Source organism: Streptomyces incarnatus (assembly GCF_001027185.1).
Classification (GTDB): Bacteria; Actinomycetota; Actinomycetes; order Streptomycetales; family Streptomycetaceae; genus Streptomyces; species Streptomyces puniciscabiei.
Genome location: NZ_CP011497.1, coordinates 3,882,814 through 3,898,858, shown reverse-complemented (window position 1 = coordinate 3,898,858; position 16,045 = coordinate 3,882,814). Strand labels below are relative to the sequence as shown.

Here is a 16,045-nt window from a genome sequence, read left to right as displayed (position 1 = left end):
GCTCACTTGGCGTCGGCATAGCACTCCACCACCGATGTCGTGAACGGGAACCGCACCGGTGTCTCGCCGAAGGTCAGCCGTCCGGCGAGGTCGGCACAGGCGCGGATGGCCTGGACGACCGTGTCGGCCTCCTCGGCGGGGCAGTGCACGATCACCTCGTCGTGCTGGAAGAAGACCAGCTCCGCCTTGAGGTCCGCGCAGGCCCGGCGGAGCCCGGCGAGCATCAGCAGGGCCCAGTCGGCGGCGCTGCCCTGGACGACGAAGTTCCGCGCGAAGCGGCCCCGCGCCCGGGAGTTGGTGGAGGCGTAGCCGGGGACCCAGGCGGTCCGGCCGTCGGCCTGCGTCTCGGCGTCGTCGTCGCCGACGGGGATGCCCGCCTCCTCCGCCGGGTCCTCGCCGGCACCGGCGGCCGGCGGGCAGGTCCGGCCCAGCCAGGTGCGCACCAGCCGGCCCTCCTCACCCGCGCGGGCCGCCTCGTCGACGTAGGCGACGGCCTTCGGGAAGCGGCGGCGCAGCGCGGCCAGGTTCTTCAGGCCGTCGCCCGAGGTCTGGCCGTAGACCGCGCCGAGGACGGCGATCTTGGCCTGGTCGCGGTCGCCGGAGAAGGCGCGGTCGGACACGGACTGGTAGAGGTCGCTCTCGCGGCCGGCGACCTCCATCAGCCCGGGGTCGCGGGAGATGGCGGCGAGCACGCGCGGCTCCATCTGGTCGGCGTCGGCCACCACCAGCCGCCAGCCGGGGTCGGCGACCACGGCCCGCCGGATCACCTTGGGGATCTGCAGCCCGCCCCCGCCGTTGGTCACCCAGCGTCCGGTGACCGTGCCGCCGGCCAGGAACTCGGGGCGGAAGCGGCCGTCGCGCACCCAGTCCTGCAGCCAGGACCAGCCGTGCGCCACCCAGATGCGGTACAGCTTCTTGTACTCCAGCAGGGGTGCGACGGCCGGGTGGTCCACGGACCGGATCTCCCAGCGGCGGGTGGACTTGACCTTGATCCCGGCCTGCGCGAAGGCCTTGATCACATCGGCGGGCAGGTCGGGGCGGACCCGGCGGCCGAAGGCGGCGGAGACCTCGTCGGCCAGCTCGGCGAGGCGGCGTGGCTCGCCGCCGCCCGCGTACCGCTCGCCCAGCAGGTCGTGCAGCAGGCGGCGGTGGACCTCGGCGCTCCACGGCAGGCCCGCGTGGTTCATCTCGGCGGCCACCAGCAGGCCGGCCGATTCGGCGGCCGTCAGCAGCCGCATCCGGTCGGGGTGGGCGGTCCGCTCGTGCCGCCGCAGCTGCTCGGCGTAGACCGTGAGGAGGTCGGTCAGGGGCAGGCGGGTGCCGGTGGGCTCGAACAGCGGGGACTGGGCGCCCGGTTCGGCCGGGCGCTGGGGCGGATCGGCCGGTACGGGGCCGCCCCGGAGGCGGGCCAGGGCGGCGGCGGCCGAGCGCGGCTCGCCGTACCGGCCCTCGTGGCCCAGCAGGAGGGTCTCGGCGTCCTCGATGTCGTAGCACCGCTCCACTCGCACCCCCGTGGCGAGCAGACGCGGGTAGACCTCGGGGGTGGACCGCCACACCCAGCGCGTCACCTCCGGGCGGCTCCGCACCGCCTGGGCGAGATCGCTCTCCCGCCGCACCGGCCCGGCGGGCAGCCCGTCCGGGCCGAGGGGGGCGACCTCCGCGCCTGAGTCCTCGGCCGGTGCGAGAGCCCACCGGTCGGTCATGGGTGCGAGTCTGGCAGCCGGGTCTGACAATCGCTCCGACCTGCGGTTTCAGTCCTCCGACGCGGCTCCGCCGTCCCCGGCGGCGAACGGGTTCTGCTGCTCCGCCAGCAGCGACAGCACTTTGGCGAGGTACGCCTCGGTCGCGGCCTTGGTGACGCCGAGGCCGCTGAGGACGCCCTGGCCGTTCTCCTGCTCCAGGAGCGCGAGCAGGATGTGCTCGGTGCCGATGTAGTTGTGGCCGAGCCGCAGGGCCTCGCGGAAGGTGAGCTCCAGCGCCTTCTTGGCGTCGGGGCCGTAGGGGACGAGGTCCGGGACGTTCTCGGCGGCGGGCGGGAGCGCGGCGGTCGCGGCCTGCCGTACGGCGTCCAGCGGGACGCCCTGCTCGGTGATCGCCTTCGCCCCGATGCCCTCGGGTTCGGCCAGCAGCCCGAGGACCAGGTGCGCGGGGCGGCCCTCCGGATTGCGGGCGGCCACCGCCTCGTTGTGCGCCGCCATGACCACGTTCCGCGCGCGCGGTGTGTAGCGGCTGAAGTCACCGGGGTCGAGGTCGGTGGACTCCTTCTGCACGAACCGCTTCTGCGCCGCCTGCCGGGTCACGCCCATGCTCCGGCCGATCTCGGTCCAGGACGCGCCCGAGCGCCGGGCCTGGTCCACGAAGTGACCGATCAGATGGTCGGCCACGTCACCGAGGTGATCGGCCGCGATCACCGCGTCCTGGAGTTGTTCGAGGGGCTCGTGGTGGGCCTTCTTGATGGCCTCGATGAGGTCGTCGAGGCGTACGGATGCCGTGATGTTCGGGTTGGTCGCCATGTGTCAACCGTAGGTTGCACCCTGCCCGGTGTCAACCGATGGTTGACAGTGCCTCGGAGACATTGAAGAGGTTCACCTTGGGGTTGAGCAGGTTGGTGACGGCGCCCCGGAACGCCTTGACCGCCAGGAACAGCAGGTAGGCCGCGCCCGCCCAGTGCAGCGCCTCGTAGAGCGTCGGCAGGGTCAGGAACAGCGCCGACAGGCCGAGCGCCGCGGTGACCGTGTGCGCGAGCATGGCGCAGGCGACCCCGACGGGGGCCACCATCCCCGTCAGGGGGCCGCCCCGGCCGCCCACGGCCACGATGAACATCATGTCGGGCCCGGGTGACGCAGAGCGCGAAAGCGGCGATCAGGAACGCCGCGTAGAGACGTGTCCACCATGCCGCCATGCTTCGCGCGCCCCTACGCGCGCGTGGCGGAATTCCAGGGACCGAGAGGATCCGCCGGCCAAGTGAGCGACGAGGTCGCGAGGTTGAGGGCCGGTGGCGGCTACCTTGGTCTCGACCACCGCAACCCACACATCCCCGGCACATCCGGCGACCTGGACCGACCTCGAAACCTGCACGCGCGACCCTGCGCCGGGCCCTGCCCCCGCGACTTTGCGCCGGGCCCCGCCCCGCCCTTCATCCACAGCCTGTGGACAGAGCCCGGCCCGCTGTCGGTGGGGCATGGCACGATCGACGGTGTGACCAGCACTGCCAGCACGGTCGAGAGAGCCTTCGGGGCAGCCCTCTACGACGACACCGACACCGGCCTCGACACCGGTGCCTCCCTCCTCGCCGCCGACCCCGCCGCGGATGCCGAACTCGCCCGGCGCGGCGAGGAGTTCGTGGCGATGGCCTGGCGGCGCGGCTGGCAGCCCGCCGATGTCGTACGGCTGGTGCGGCGCGAGCTGGAGGACGGGCATGTGCGCCTGGCCGCCGCGCTGATCCGCGCGCAGGCCGGGCGGGACCGCCCGCGGGGGCGCCGCTGGACCGCCCAGCTGGCGGAGCTGCCCGAGGGTGCCGCCTGCGAGACCGACCGCTTCGCGCAGGCCACGACCGCGCTGGAGCTGTACCGCCTGCTGCTGCGCCTGCCCGCCCTGGAGCCCCTGGAGGAGCAGCCCCGGCGCGCCCCCGGCCCGGGCGCCTCGCGCATACCGGCCCGGATCCGCGCGCTGCTCGCCAAGGCCGAGGCGACCGGGTATCCCGAGGAGGCGGAGGCGCTCAGCGCCAAGGCGCAGGAGCTGATGGCACGGCACAGCGTCGACGAGGCGCTGCTCGCCGCCGAGGCGCCCGCGCCGGACGCGCCCGGCGCCTGCCGGATCGGGGTCGAGCCGCCGTACGAACAGGCCAAGGCGGTCCTGCTCGACGCGGTGGCCGGCGCGAACAACTGCCGCGCGGTGTGGAACGAACCGTTCGGCTTCTCCACGGTCGTCGGCTTCGAGGCGGACCTGGAGGCCGTCGAACTGCTCTACACCTCGCTGCTGGTGCAGGCCACGCACGCGATGACCAAGGCGGAGGCCGCCCAGAGAGCCGGCGGACGGAAGCGGACCAAGACCTTCCGGCAGTCGTTCCTGGCCGCCTACGCCCACCGGGTCGGCGACCGGCTCGCCACCGCCGCCGAGACCCAGGTCGGCCAGGACCTGCTGCCGGTCCTCGCGACCAGAGAGCTGGCCGTCACCGACCGGCTGCAGCGCCTGTTCCCCGAGACCACCACCACCCGGCTGCGCGGGGTGACCGACGCGGCGGGCTGGACGGAGGGCGCCCGCGCGGCGGACCGGGCCCGCGTCGGCTCCCGCCCCGGCCTGCAGCGCCCCCGCCCAGGCGACACCCGGCCCGCCCCGGGACCGGAGTGACCCGCCCGGGCCGCCGGGGCGAGCCCTCCTTGGCAACCCCGCCCGGACCGGACTCGGTGACCCCGCCCAGGCCGGACTCGGTGACCCCGCCCGAGCCGGACTCGGCTCGGTCCGTCCGAAGTCGGCGTCAACGCGGCCGGCGTGCCGTGGTGTCAGTCGCCGACCTGCTGGAAGGCGGTCACGGAGGCGTTCGGGCCGGTGCCGGCGGTCTGGGTGGCGACGGGGCCGTACGACCAGGGGAAGCTTCGGGAGGCGGTGGTGCCGGGCAGGGTGATCTTCACGCTCTTGGCGTCCAGGGCCGCCTTGCCGCCCGCCTTGCCGCGCACGTACGCGATGGTGAACGACGCCGAGTCGCCCTTGGCGAGCTTCAGCTTCTGGGCCTTGGCGCCCTTGAGGGCCGGCACCGTGGCCTCGGTGCCGCCGGCGCTCAGGACGACGCCCGCGAAGTGGTCCAGGGTGCAGGGCCTGCTCTGGTTGGTGATGCTGACCGGAATCTCACCCGTGTCCCCGGCCTGCGGCGCCACGCTCGCGGACCCGATCTGCACGGAGACCCCGCCGATCTCGCAGGCCGAGCCGTTCTGGCCGGCGCTCTTGCCCCCGCCGCCGTCGCAGGCGGTGAGCAGCAGGGCGGCGGCGAGGGCCGTGACGGTGAGCGGAATGGCGCGCATGAGCAGGTCCCATCGAGGTCGTGACGGTGCACCTGCATCATGGCGCCTGCGCGCCGGCCCGGTTCGCCCACCCCGGCGGAATCACCGCTTCAGGTGGCGCCCGCTTCTCGCTGGACGCACACCTGTCACCGCCTCAACTCACCGCTTCAGGTGGCGCCCGCTTCTCGCTGGACGCACACCTGTCACCGCCTCAACTCACCGCTTCGCCTTGGTCGGAAGCGCCGAAGGCAGCTTGCCGCCCTCCGCCTTGGTGTAGGTCTCCTTGCCGGTCCCGCCGGACCAGGTCACCGTCATGCCCTTGCCGTTGACCGAGTCGACCATGCCGGTGACCCGGTCCTTGTTGCCGTCGGGGCAGCTCAGATGGATCATCTGCATCCCGGACTCCTCGCCGGCGGCGCCCTGGCACCAGGTCTTCCGGCCGGTCACGAAGAGCCCGGCCTTCTTGCCGGTGATCACCAGGGCCACGATCTTGCCGCCGCTGGTGGTGATCCAGCTGCCCTGGAGCTTGCCGGAGGCCCCAGCCACCGCCGAGGCGCCGGAGGAGGAGGCGGACGCGGCCGCGCTCGGCGTCGCGGTGGCACTGGTCTTGGCAGTGGTCTTGTCGCCGTCGCCCCCGCCGCCGCTGCACGCGGTCAACGCGGAGAGCGCGCCCACCAGGCCGACGGCCACGATCCCGGTCCGCACTCTCGCACCCACGGCACGCACCGCACCCGTAACAGGCGCAGTACTCGCAGCAGTATCAGTAGCAGTCGCAGAAGTCGCGTCCGTCGCAGACGTCACCGGAAAGCCCCCTAGTTGTAGCGGCCGGCCGCCCTCGGCCGGACGGCCCGCAGCAAGCTACCAGGAGTGACCGCGAGGACCCTGGGACGCCGGGCAGGAATCCGTTGTGAAGCCTGCCATGCCTCATGGATACCTGCTCATGGCGTATAGGTAGGCACTTCCCTACGCTTGACTGGTAGGGAAAGTCCTACCTATTGTCGCCCTCATGAACATCACCCACGCCTCCTTCGTCACCCTCCCCGTCGCCGACCAGGACCGCGCCCTGCGCTTCTACCGGGACGTCCTCGGCTTCGAGGTCACCGCCGATCTGCGGATGCCGCCCGGGCGCTGGCTCCAGGTGGCGCCGAAGGGGGCGCAGACCGTCTTCACGCTCTCCGGGCCGGAGATGGGCGGTTTCGAGCCCGGTTCGGCACGGGGGATCATGTTGGTGACGACCGATGTCGACGCCGACTGCGCACGGCTCGCCGAGGCGGGCACCGAGGTGCGGGGCCCGGAGGAGTACCCGTGGGGGCGCATGGCCTCCTTCACGGACCCCGACGGCAACGGTCTGATGCTGCTGACGGAGAAGGAAGGCTTCTGACCGCACCATGAGCACCGGGACCGGGACGGGTACCGCCGCCGAGGACCGCGTCTTCGCCGCACTCGCCAACGCCACCCGCCGGGAGGTGCTGCGCCTGCTGCGCGAGCGCGGACCGCAGCCCGTCCAGGCCCTGGCCGACCACTTCGACATGCGCCGCCCGAGCCTCTCGGAACACCTCAAGGTGCTCCGGGAGGCCGGCCTCGTCTCCGAACAGCGCTCCGGGCGGCAGCGCATCTACCGCCTCGAGGCCGCCCCGCTCGCCGAGGTGCAGGACTGGCTCCACCCGTACGAGCGGTTCTGGCGCGACCGGCTGAAGGGCCTCGGTGACCTGCTCGACCGTCTGCCCGACGATGACCAGCCATGAACGCCCGACCCGCTGACGACCTGACCACCATCCGTGTCGACCAGTTCTTCCCGCACCCGCCCGCCAAGGTCTGGCGCGCCCTGACCGACCCCGCCCTGCTCGCCCAGTGGCAGATGCCCGGCGCCGAGGAGTTCCGGCTGGAGGTGGGTCACCGGTACCGGATGACCTCCGTCCCGCGTCCGAACGCCCGCTTCTCGGGGGTCGTGGAGGTGCGGGTGCTGGCCTACGACATCGAGCGGATGCTGTCCGTCCGCTGGGCCGACGCCGATCCGGCCAACCCCGCGGACTGGACCATCACCTGGACCCTGGAACAGGAAGGGCGCGGTACGCGTCTTTTCCTGGTGCACGAAGGTTTCGATCCGGACGACCCGGCTCAGCTGATGGCACGGAAGATCATGGACGGGGGGTGGCGGGGGCATGTCCTGCCCGCTCTGGGGCAGACGCTGGAGCAGCTTCGCTGACGCAGGCGTCCCCCGGACGGTGACGGTAAAGCGGACGTCAAAGCTGTAACCGTGGGACCACCCCGCGTGCACGTGCACTTGCTCATGCACCTGCACATGAAGAGGTTATGATCCGGGTCAGTTGACCACAGCATCTATGGCCACACCAGCCAGTGCACCACCGGGGAGCGACCTGTGGACCGCGACGTTGACGGCGTGTACGGGGGGTACGACGTGTACAACGGCATGGCTGCCGCGCAGTTGGTCGGAGTGGCCTGGCAGAAGAGCAGGCACAGCAACTCGCAGGGTTCCTGCGTGGAGTTCGCGCGGCTGCCCGGCGGCGACGTCGCCGTACGCAACTCGCGTTTCCCGGACGGCCCCGCGCTCGTCTACACGCGCGCGGAGATCGAGGCCATGCTCCTCGGCGTCAAGGACGGCGAGTTCGATCACCTGATAGTGAGCTGAGGCCGAGGGGGCGCCCCGGCGCGTGTTCTTGGCAACGATGTCGGGGTGTACGCGCGTAGAAATCCGGCGTCCGTGGGTGCGTACCGCGTCAGCCGGCCGACTGCAGCCGGAACAGCGCCCAGACCACCTTGCCGTGGAGCGTGCCCGCGAGCGGGTGCCAGCCCCAGCTGTCGGCGAAGGAGTCGACCAGGAACAGCCCGCGCCCGGACTCGGCGGAGAAGTCGTCCGAGTCGCGCGGCGCCGGCGTCTCGTGGCTCGGGTCGCGCACCGCGCACACCAGCCGCCCGGTCCAGCGCATCAGGTGCAGCCGCACCGAGGACTGGTGCTCGGCGCATCCGGTGTCGGACGGCAGTCCGTGGCGCAGGGCGTTGGTGACGAGTTCGGAGACGACGAGACATATGTCGTCGAAGCGGTCGCCGACGTCCCACTGGTCGAGGGTGCCGCGGGTGAAGCGCCGGGCCTCGCGCACCGCTTCGTAACGGGCGGGCAGGGCGCAGGAGGCGGCATCGGACACGGCCGCGGGATCCAGCGGCGGAAGGCCCTGCCGTAACGGCTTGAGCATGGTCGATCCATTCGTCCCCATGCGAGGCACTCCCGGGAATTCGCGGTCGTTGCGATGCAGCGGTGGCGCGGCACCATGGTTTCGGATGCGCAGAGCAGATGCAAGGGCAGATGCACGTGCACGCGACCGAAATGGCACTGCCCGTACCACTTCTTGGCCATTTTTTCCGCCATGTTGTCGGCGGTCACTGCCAGAGGTCCTGACCTCTTCGCGACCACACCCAGGCGGAAACGGCCCGCCTCTTTCCGTTTCCGTAACCGGACGAGTACTGCTCGGAGTGTTTTAGTGGCAGACTGCGGGCCCTGAAGACGGTTGGGGAGGCGGCGAACGTGAGCGCGGGAGAGCCCGGATCGGTGGTGCGGCGGATGCTGCTCGGCTCGCAACTCAGGCGACTGCGTGAAGCACGCGGCATCACGCGCGAGGCGGCGGGGTACTCCATCCGCGCCTCCGAGTCGAAGATCAGCCGGATGGAGCTGGGCCGGGTGAGCTTCAAGACCAGGGACGTGGAAGACCTGCTGACGCTGTACGGCATCACGGACGGGACGGAGCGCGAGTCGCTGCTCTCCCTCGCCCGCGAGGCCAACGTGGCGGGCTGGTGGCACAGTTACACCGACGTCCTGCCCAGCTGGTTCCCCACCTATGTGGGCCTGGAGGGCGCCGCCTCCCTGATCCGCGTCTACGAGGTGCAGTTCGTGCACGGCCTGCTGCAGACGGCGGACTACGCCCGCGCGGTGGTCCGGCGCGGTATGAAGGGCGCCAGCCCGGCCGACGTCGAACGCCGGGTCGCGCTGCGCCTGGAGCGGCAGAAGCACCTGTTCGCGTCCGGCGCCCCGGAGTTCCACTTCGTCCTCGACGAGGCCGCCCTGCGCCGCCCCTACGGCGACCGTGAGGTGATGCGCGGCCAGCTCCAGCACCTCATCGAGGTCTCCGAGCGGCCCAACGTACGGCTGCAGATCATGCCGTTCAGCTTCGGCGGGCACTCCGGCGAGAGCGGCGCCTTCACCATCCTCAGCTTCCCCGACGCCGACCTGTCCGACGTCGTCTACATGGAGCAGCTGACCAGCGCCCTCTACCTGGACAAGCGCGAGGACGTCGCCCAGTACGAGCAGGCACTGAAGGAGCTCCAGCAGGACAGCCCGGGCCCCGACGAGAGCCGGGACCTCCTCCGAGGACTCCTCCAGCTGTCCTGAGCACTTCCCGAAGTGTCCTGACTGAGCACTCAACTCGCTTTAAACACAAGTACGATGACGTGCGATCAGACCGTGACCAGGATCTGTCTCCGCTAGTGATTGAGGGATCACATGTCGTCCTACTTCAGCGACCTGGCCCAGCAGTACATCGACGGAGAATGGCGACCGGGCACCGGCTCCTGGGACGTCATCGACTTCAACCCCTACGACGACGAGAAGCTGGCCTCGATCACGGTGGCCACGGTGGACGAGGTGGACCAGGCCTACCGGGCCGCCGCCCGGGCCCAGCAGAAGTGGGCCGCGACCAACCCCTACGCCCGCCGCGCGGTCTTCGAGCGGGCGCTTCGGCTCATAGAGGACCGTGAGCAGGAGATAGCCGACCTGATCATCGCGGAACTGGGCGGCACGCGCGTGAAGGCCGGTTTCGAGCTGCACCTCGCCAAGGAGTTCCTGCGCGAGTCGGTCAACCTGGCGCTGCGCCCCGAGGGCAGGATCCTGCCCTCCCCGGTCGACGGCAAGGAGAACCGCGTCTACCGGGTGCCGGTCGGCGTCGTCGGCGTGATCAGCCCGTTCAACTTCCCCTTCCTGCTGTCGATCAAGTCGGTCGCCCCGGCGCTCGCGCTCGGCAACGCCGTCGTCCTCAAGCCGCACCAGAACACCCCGATCGCCGGCGGCACCCTGATCGCGAAGATCTTCGAGGAGGCCGGGCTGCCCGGCGGTCTGCTCAACGTCGTCGTCACCGACATCGCCGAGATCGGTGACGCGTTCATCGAGCACCCGGTCCCGAAGGTCATCTCCTTCACCGGTTCCGACAAGGTCGGCCGGCACGTGGCCACCGTGTGCGCCGCGAACTTCAAGCGCTCGGTGCTCGAACTGGGCGGCAACAGCGCGCTGGTGGTCCTGGACGACGCCGACATCGACTACGCGGTGGACGCCGCGGTCTTCAGCCGGTTCGTCCACCAGGGCCAGGTCTGCATGGCCGCCAACCGGGTCCTCGTGGACGCGTCCGTCGCCGGGGAGTTCACCGAGAAGTTCGTCGCCAAGGTGAAGTCGCTGAAGGTCGGCGACCCGCGCGACCCGCAGACCGTCATCGGCCCGGTGATCAACTCCCAGCAGGCGAACGCCCTTTCCGGCGCCGTCGAGCAGGCGATCGCCGAGGGCGCCACGGCCCTGGTGCGGGGCACCACGGAGGGCAACCTGGTGGCCCCCAGCGTGCTCACCGACGTCCCCGCCGACTCCGCGCTGCTCCAGCAGGAGGTGTTCGGGCCGGTCGTCTTCCTCGTCCCCTTCGACGGCGAGGAGGAGGCGCTGCGCATCGTCAACGACACGCCGTACGGCCTCAGCGGCGCCGTCCACACCGGTGACATCGAGCGGGGTGTCGCCTTCGCCAAGCAGATCGACACCGGCATGTTCCATGTGAACGACGGCACGGTCCACGACGAGCCCATCGTGCCCTTCGGCGGCGAGAAGCACTCCGGCATCGGCCGCCTGAACGGCGAGACGACGCTGGAGGCCTTCACCACCGTCAAGTGGATCTCGGTCCAGCACGGCCGCAGCGGGTTCCCGTTCTGACCGCTGCCTGACCGCCGTCCTCGAACTCCGGCCGCCGTCCTGGAAAGTCGCGGGCCATTGCGGACAGAACCTGACCGCGATGGCCCGTAGCGTCGTCGGTGTCAGGGGGCGCAGGCCCCGGCGAGGACGGACGAAGGGCGGCGGACACATGGTCACGCACGTACCGGCGGAGGCACAGGGCGACGAGCGCGGGGCGCTGCTCGCCTTCATCGAGGAGCAGCGCGGCGGGATCCGACGGGCCCTGCTCGGCCTGACCGAGGAGCAGGCCCGCTCCCGCCCCAGTGCCAGCGAGCTGTCGCTCGGCGGCCTGCTCAAGCATGTCGCGGAGGTCGAGCAGAGCTGGATCGCCCGCGCCCGGCAGGAACCGCCGGTGATCAAGCGCGACGAGTCCAACTGGCACGAGACCTTCCAGCTGGTCGGCGAGGAGACGGTCGCCTCGCAGCTGGCGTACTGGGAGCAGGTCGCCGCCGAGACGGAGGAGTTCATCCGCTCCGCGCCGAGCCTGGACGACACCTTCCCGCTGCCCCCGGACCCCTGGTTCCCGCCGGAGGGCCGGGTCTCGCTGCGCTGGCTGTGCCTGCACCTGATCCGCGAGACGGCCCGGCACGCCGGCCACGCCGACATCATCCGCGAGTCCCTGGACGGCCGGACGGCCTTCGAGCTGGTCGCCCAGGAACAGGGCGCCTCCTGGGGGTGACCGCGGGGCGGTCGGCCGTACGGCGGTGACCCGGACCGCATGCGGGCAGGGCCCGGAGGGCGACCGGGGATGTCAGTGGTGGAACCCGGTCGCCGCCTCCTTGTCCCGGGTCAGCGGATGCGGCTGCCTTCGCAGTTCGGGCAGCAGACGGGTCAGGTCGGCGAGGAACAGGTCGGCCAGGTCGTGGGAGAAGCCGTTGCGGCACACGACCCGCAGCACGGAGAGGTCCTCCCGGTTGGCCGGGAAGGTGTACGCGGGCACCAGCCAGCCGCTCTCGCGCAGCCGCCGGGAGACGTCGAAGACGTCGTACGACGTCACCTCCGGGGCGGTGGTGAAGGCGAAGACCGGCAGCTGGTCGCCCCGGGTCAGCAGCCGGAAGTCGCCCAGCTCCGCGATCCGCCCGGCCAGCGAGGTCGCCACCTCCCGCGTCGACTGCTGCACCGCGCGGTATCCCTCGCGGCCCAGCCGCAGGAACGTGTAGTACTGCGCGACCACCTGGGCACCGGGCCGGGAGAAGTTGAGCGCGAAGGTCGGCATGTCGCCGCCCAGGTAGTTGACCCGGAAGACCAGCTCCTCGGGCAGCGCATCCTTGTCCCGCCACAGCGCCCAGCCGACACCCGGATACACCAGCCCGTACTTGTGCCCCGAGGTGTTGATCGAGGCGACGCGCGGCAGCCGGAAGTCCCACACCAGGTCCGGGTCGAGGAAGGGCGCCACCATGCCGCCGGACGCGCCGTCCACGTGCACCGGGACGTCCAGCCCGGTGCGCTCCTGCAGGGCGTCCAGGGCGGCGCACAGGTCGGCGATCGGCTCGTAGGAGCCGTCGAAGGTCGAGCCTAGGATGCCGACGACCCCGATGGTGTTCTCGTCGCACAGTTCGGCGGCGGCCTGCGGGTCGAGATGGAAGCGGTCGCCCTCCATGGGCACGAGCCGGGCCTCCACCTCCCAGAAGTTGCAGAACTTCTCCCAGCACACCTGGACGTTGACGCCCATGACCAGGTTGGGGCGGGCGCCCGGGTAGCGGTCGGCGTTGCGCTGGGCCCAGCGTCGCTTGAGCGCCATCCCGGCGAGCATGCACGCCTCGCTCGACCCGGTCGTCGAACAGCCCACCGCCGCCGCCGGGTCCGGCGCGTTCCACAGGTCGGCGAGCATCGCCACACAGCGCCGCTCCAGTTCGGCCGTGCGCGGGTACTCGTCCTTGTCGATCATGTTCTTGTCCCGGCACTCCGCCATCAGCACCCCGGCCTGCGGCTCCATCCAGGTGGTGACGAAGGTGGCCAGGTTCAGCCGGGAGTTGCCGTCCAGCATCAGTTCGTCGTGCACCAGCTGGTACGCCGTGGACGGGGCGAGCGGCGCGTCCGGGAGCCGGTGCGTGGGCGGGGCCTCCGTCATGCCGCCGACCGGATTGGCCTCCCCGTAGAACGGGTTGACGGAAACCGTCCGCTGTTCGTGTTTTTCGGGACCTTTGTGCAGGGCCATGAACGTGCCTCCAGGGAGTCCGGGGATGGGTGTCAGCGGATCGGGGTGCTGTCGTCGCGAAGCTGCATCTGCGGTCGCCCGGTGACCAGCAGCCAGGCCGGCAGCGACGCGATGCACAGCACGGCGACGATGGCGGGCGAGGCGACCAGGACGGCGGCGGTGAACAGGCTCACCCAGCCCTGCCGGGTGATCGCCAGGAGCATGCCCAGGACGCCCGTCGCCACGCCGAGTGCCGGTTGCACGGCCGGAACGAGCGCATGGGCGCACAGGCCCAGGGCGCTGCCGATGAAGACCGCCGGGAAGATGCGGCCGCCGCGGAATCCGCAGGACGCGGCGACGAGCAGCGCGGCCAGCTTCACCACCGCCATCCCGGCGAACTGCCCCGCCGACCAGCCCTGCGGGTGCCGGGCCAGCTCTCCGACCTCCGACAGCCCCTTGAAGAGCGTCAGATGGCCGCCGAGGGCCCCCAGGGCGCCCAGTACGACCCCGCCGGCCGGAATCATCAGCATCGGGTGCCGCAGCCGCCGGAAGGCCCTGTGGACGTACGGGAAGGCGTACACGGCACCCATGCCGAGCAGCGCGGCCGCCGAGGTGATCACGAGCGCCGCCAGGACGTCCTTCGCGTCCGGGTGGCCCAGGGGCGGCAGCCCCAGGTCGAAGGTCGGACGGAACACCAGGGTGGTCGTCACGGCCCCGCACGCGCCGGCGGTCAGCGGCGCGAACACGTTGTCCCACAGCCGGCCGTGCATCGGGCGCCCGGCCAGCGCCTCGGAGATGACCAGCGCCGCCGCCACCGGAGTGCCGAACAGCGCGCCGATCGTCCCCGCCTCCGCGAGCACCGGCCACAGACTGCCCGGCGCCCGGGGCACCAGGCGTGCGCCGAGCCAGGCCGCGAGGCCCACGTTCACGGCGATGATCGGGTTCTCCGGGCCGAGGCTCGGGCCGCCGGCCAGCATCAGCCCGGTCGCCAGCACCAGCCCCGGCAGCACGAGCGGCGGCAGCACGGGCGCGTTCAGACCGACCGTGGCCGGATCGGGACCGGCGTGCCCGGGCACCTTCCACACCACCAGCCCGACCGCGAGGCCCGTGGCGGTCAGCATCACGAACATCCACAGCACCGAGTAGCGGCCCACCCCCAGCGCGTCCGGCAGCGGTCCCCACAGCACGTGCAGGAGCTGCTCCGCCGCCGCGCTGACCCCGACGTAGACCAGGCTCGAGACCACGCCGACGGCCACGGCGGGCAGGATGAACGGCAGCAGGGCCCGCGCCGGAGCCGTAGGTGCGGTCGGGGGCGCCTGCGGCGCGTCGGTTTCCTGGGCCACGGGCTCACCATAAGCGGACAAGATCCGCATAACATCCTGAACGTTCCGAACGGCAACCGGCTTGTGCCAACCGGCTTGTGCTTCGGGGGAGAAACGCTTCAAGGCGTTGTACCGGCCCGGGAGTGCGCGGGGTTCACTCCCGGGCCAGGACCACCGCCGTGCCGTAGGCGCACACCTCGGTGCCCACGTCGGCGGCCTCCGTCACATCGAACCGGAACGCCAGCACCCCGTTCGCGCCACGCGCGCGTGCCTGCTCCACCAGCCGCTCCATGGCCTGGTTGCGGGTCTGCACCAGTGTCTTGGTGAGCCCCTTCAGCTCGCCGCCGATCATCGACTTCAGCCCGGCGCCGATCTGGCTGCCGAGGTGCCGCGAGCGCACGGTGAGCCCGAAGACCTCACCGATCACCTGCTGCACCCGGTAACCGGGCACGTCGTTCGCCGTGACAACCAGCACATCCGGCTGGGGCCCCTGGCCGCCGCCGTAGTCATCGAGTCCCATGAGTCACAGCTTTCTCCCAGGCATCCCACAGTGCATCCTGGAGACACCCGTGGAACCTGGGGCGGTCACATCACGTTGATAGCTTTGTGCGGCCCTCCGTCGAAGAGGCGGCCGCCGTAGCCGCCTTCACCCCCTCAGGAGCCCGGACCCGTGATGACACTCGCCCTCGGCCCGAGCTGGCTCGACCCCAACCACCTGCTGAACACCTACAGCATCTGGGGCCTGCTGCTCGTCGTCTTCGCCGAGTCCGGCCTGCTCATCGGCTTCTTCCTGCCGGGCGACTCGCTGCTGTTCACCTGCGGCCTGCTGATCACCTCGCACGCGATGCACTTCCCGCTGTGGGGTGCGATCGGCCTGATCTGCCTCGCCGCGGTCCTCGGCGACCAGGCGGGCTACATGTTCGGCAAGAAGGTCGGCCCGTCCCTGTTCAACCGCCCGGACTCCCGCCTGTTCAAGCAGGAGAACGTCACCAAGGCCCACGAGTTCTTCGAGAAGTACGGCCCCAAGTCCCTGGTCCTGGCCCGCTTCGTGCCGATCGTGCGCACGTTCACGCCGATCATCGCCGGCGTCAGCGGCATGAAGTACCGCTCGTTCCTGATCTTCAACGTCATCGGCGGCTGCCTGTGGGGCGCGGGCGTCACCCTGCTCGGCTCCTGGCTCGGTGACATCGGCTTCGTCAAGAACAACATCGAGGCGATCCTCATCCTGATCGTCCTCGTCTCCGTGGTCCCGATCGCGATCGAGTTCCTCCGCGCCCGCGCCAAGCAGAAGAGGACCCCGCAGCCCGCCCCGGCACCCCGGCCCCAGTTCCAGCAGGCCCCGGCCATGGACACCGCCACCACCCAGCTGCGCCGCATAGAGCCGGACCAGCCGTACGTGCAGGAGGAGCAGCAGGAGCAGCAGTACTGGAACCAGGGGTACGACAGCCAGGGGTACGGCAACCAGGGGTACGGCAGCGACCAGTACTACGACCAGCAGCAGTACCCGCAGCAGCAGTACGACCGGAACCAGTACCCGTACGACTACAACCAGGGCAACTACCGCGCCCCGTAGAGCGCGGGGAACTGCGCGAGCAAC

17 protein-coding genes and 1 pseudogene are annotated in these 16,045 nt (G+C 71.2%); 9 read left to right on the top strand and 9 right to left on the bottom strand.

All coding sequences use genetic code 11. The annotated features are described in order from the left end of the window. Positions 1–2: 2 nt before the first annotated feature. From ABB07_RS17465 to ABB07_RS17455, 3 genes and pseudogenes are all read right to left on the bottom strand, one after another. Positions 3–1,703, bottom strand: a complete 1,701-nt coding sequence (locus ABB07_RS17465; RefSeq protein WP_208899574.1) for a bifunctional 3'-5' exonuclease/DNA polymerase — start codon at positions 1,701–1,703, stop codon at positions 3–5. A gap of 48 nt (positions 1,704–1,751) precedes the next feature. Then, positions 1,752–2,513 carry a Clp protease N-terminal domain-containing protein gene (locus ABB07_RS17460; RefSeq protein WP_208899573.1) on the bottom strand — a complete coding sequence of 254 codons (762 nt, stop codon included), beginning with the start codon at positions 2,511–2,513 and terminating at the stop codon, positions 1,752–1,754. 55 nt (positions 2,514–2,568) lie between these two features. Then, a pseudogene (locus tag ABB07_RS17455) lies at positions 2,569–2,894 on the bottom strand (LysE family translocator); the annotation flags it as partial. A gap of 304 nt (positions 2,895–3,198) precedes the next feature. Here ABB07_RS17455 and ABB07_RS17450 point away from each other — a divergent pair. Further along, complete coding sequence (locus ABB07_RS17450; protein WP_208899572.1) at positions 3,199–4,350, top strand: DUF2786 domain-containing protein; 1,152 nt, start codon at positions 3,199–3,201, stop codon at positions 4,348–4,350. 152 nt (positions 4,351–4,502) lie between these two features. On the opposite strand, the gene ABB07_RS17445 is transcribed toward ABB07_RS17450, so the two are convergent. Together ABB07_RS17445 and ABB07_RS17440 are read right to left on the bottom strand one after the other, a co-directional pair. Continuing rightward, positions 4,503–5,018, bottom strand: a complete 516-nt coding sequence (locus tag ABB07_RS17445) for a DUF4232 domain-containing protein (RefSeq protein ID WP_208899571.1) — start codon at positions 5,016–5,018, stop codon at positions 4,503–4,505. Between the two features lie 195 nt (positions 5,019–5,213). Continuing rightward, complete coding sequence (locus ABB07_RS17440) at positions 5,214–5,714, bottom strand: hypothetical protein (protein ID WP_244189400.1); 501 nt, start codon at positions 5,712–5,714, stop codon at positions 5,214–5,216. 289 nt (positions 5,715–6,003) lie between these two features. On the opposite strand from ABB07_RS17440, the gene ABB07_RS17435 reads away from it, so the two are divergent. From ABB07_RS17435 to ABB07_RS17420, 4 genes are all read left to right on the top strand, one after another. Beyond that, entirely contained in the window at positions 6,004–6,378 is a 375-nt protein-coding gene (locus ABB07_RS17435) for a VOC family protein (protein ID WP_208899570.1), read from the top strand. 7 nt (positions 6,379–6,385) lie between these two features. Then, the gene (locus ABB07_RS17430; protein ID WP_142218641.1) at positions 6,386–6,742 is read left to right on the top strand and encodes an ArsR/SmtB family transcription factor; all 357 of its coding nucleotides are present in this window, start codon (positions 6,386–6,388) and stop codon (positions 6,740–6,742) included. Beyond that, complete coding sequence (locus ABB07_RS17425) at positions 6,739–7,203, top strand: SRPBCC family protein (RefSeq protein ID WP_208899569.1); 465 nt, start codon at positions 6,739–6,741, stop codon at positions 7,201–7,203. The genes ABB07_RS17430 and ABB07_RS17425 overlap by 4 nt, the downstream gene beginning before the upstream one ends. 174 nt (positions 7,204–7,377) lie before the next feature. Beyond that, positions 7,378–7,647 carry a DUF397 domain-containing protein gene (locus ABB07_RS17420; protein WP_208899568.1) on the top strand — a complete coding sequence of 90 codons (270 nt, stop codon included), beginning with the start codon at positions 7,378–7,380 and terminating at the stop codon, positions 7,645–7,647. 88 nt (positions 7,648–7,735) lie between these two features. Here the strand turns inward: ABB07_RS17420 and ABB07_RS17415 are convergent, their stop codons facing one another. Then, on the bottom strand, positions 7,736–8,230 hold the full coding sequence (locus tag ABB07_RS17415) for an ATP-binding protein (RefSeq protein ID WP_208899567.1): 495 nt from the start codon (positions 8,228–8,230) through the stop codon (positions 7,736–7,738). A gap of 344 nt (positions 8,231–8,574) precedes the next feature. On the opposite strand from ABB07_RS17415, the gene ABB07_RS17410 reads away from it, so the two are divergent. From ABB07_RS17410 to ABB07_RS17400, 3 genes are all read left to right on the top strand, one after another. Further along, entirely contained in the window at positions 8,575–9,399 is an 825-nt protein-coding gene (locus ABB07_RS17410; protein ID WP_208903486.1) for a helix-turn-helix domain-containing protein, read from the top strand. Positions 9,400–9,510: 111 nt separating this feature from the next. Further along, positions 9,511–10,971: an aldehyde dehydrogenase family protein gene (locus ABB07_RS17405; protein ID WP_208899566.1), complete on the top strand. Its 1,461-nt coding sequence runs from the start codon at positions 9,511–9,513 to the stop codon at positions 10,969–10,971. Positions 10,972–11,119: 148 nt separating this feature from the next. Then, positions 11,120–11,668: a DinB family protein gene (locus ABB07_RS17400; RefSeq protein ID WP_208899565.1), complete on the top strand. Its 549-nt coding sequence runs from the start codon at positions 11,120–11,122 to the stop codon at positions 11,666–11,668. 72 nt (positions 11,669–11,740) lie between these two features. Here ABB07_RS17400 and gad read toward each other — a convergent pair whose 3' ends face one another. The 3 genes from gad to ABB07_RS17385 form a co-directional block, all read right to left on the bottom strand. Next, complete coding sequence (gene gad, locus ABB07_RS17395; protein ID WP_208899564.1) at positions 11,741–13,147, bottom strand: glutamate decarboxylase; 1,407 nt, start codon at positions 13,145–13,147, stop codon at positions 11,741–11,743. Between the two features lie 32 nt (positions 13,148–13,179). Further along, positions 13,180–14,469 (bottom strand): ion channel protein, encoded by a 1,290-nt coding sequence (locus ABB07_RS17390; protein ID WP_208899563.1) that lies wholly within the window; start codon positions 14,467–14,469, stop codon positions 13,180–13,182. Between the two features lie 133 nt (positions 14,470–14,602). Beyond that, entirely contained in the window at positions 14,603–14,968 is a 366-nt protein-coding gene (locus ABB07_RS17385) for a YbjQ family protein (protein ID WP_208899562.1), read from the bottom strand. 150 nt (positions 14,969–15,118) lie between these two features. On the opposite strand from ABB07_RS17385, the gene ABB07_RS17380 reads away from it, so the two are divergent. Then, the gene (locus ABB07_RS17380) at positions 15,119–16,021 is read left to right on the top strand and encodes a DedA family protein (RefSeq protein WP_208899561.1); all 903 of its coding nucleotides are present in this window, start codon (positions 15,119–15,121) and stop codon (positions 16,019–16,021) included. The last annotated feature ends 24 nt before the right edge of the window (positions 16,022–16,045 follow it).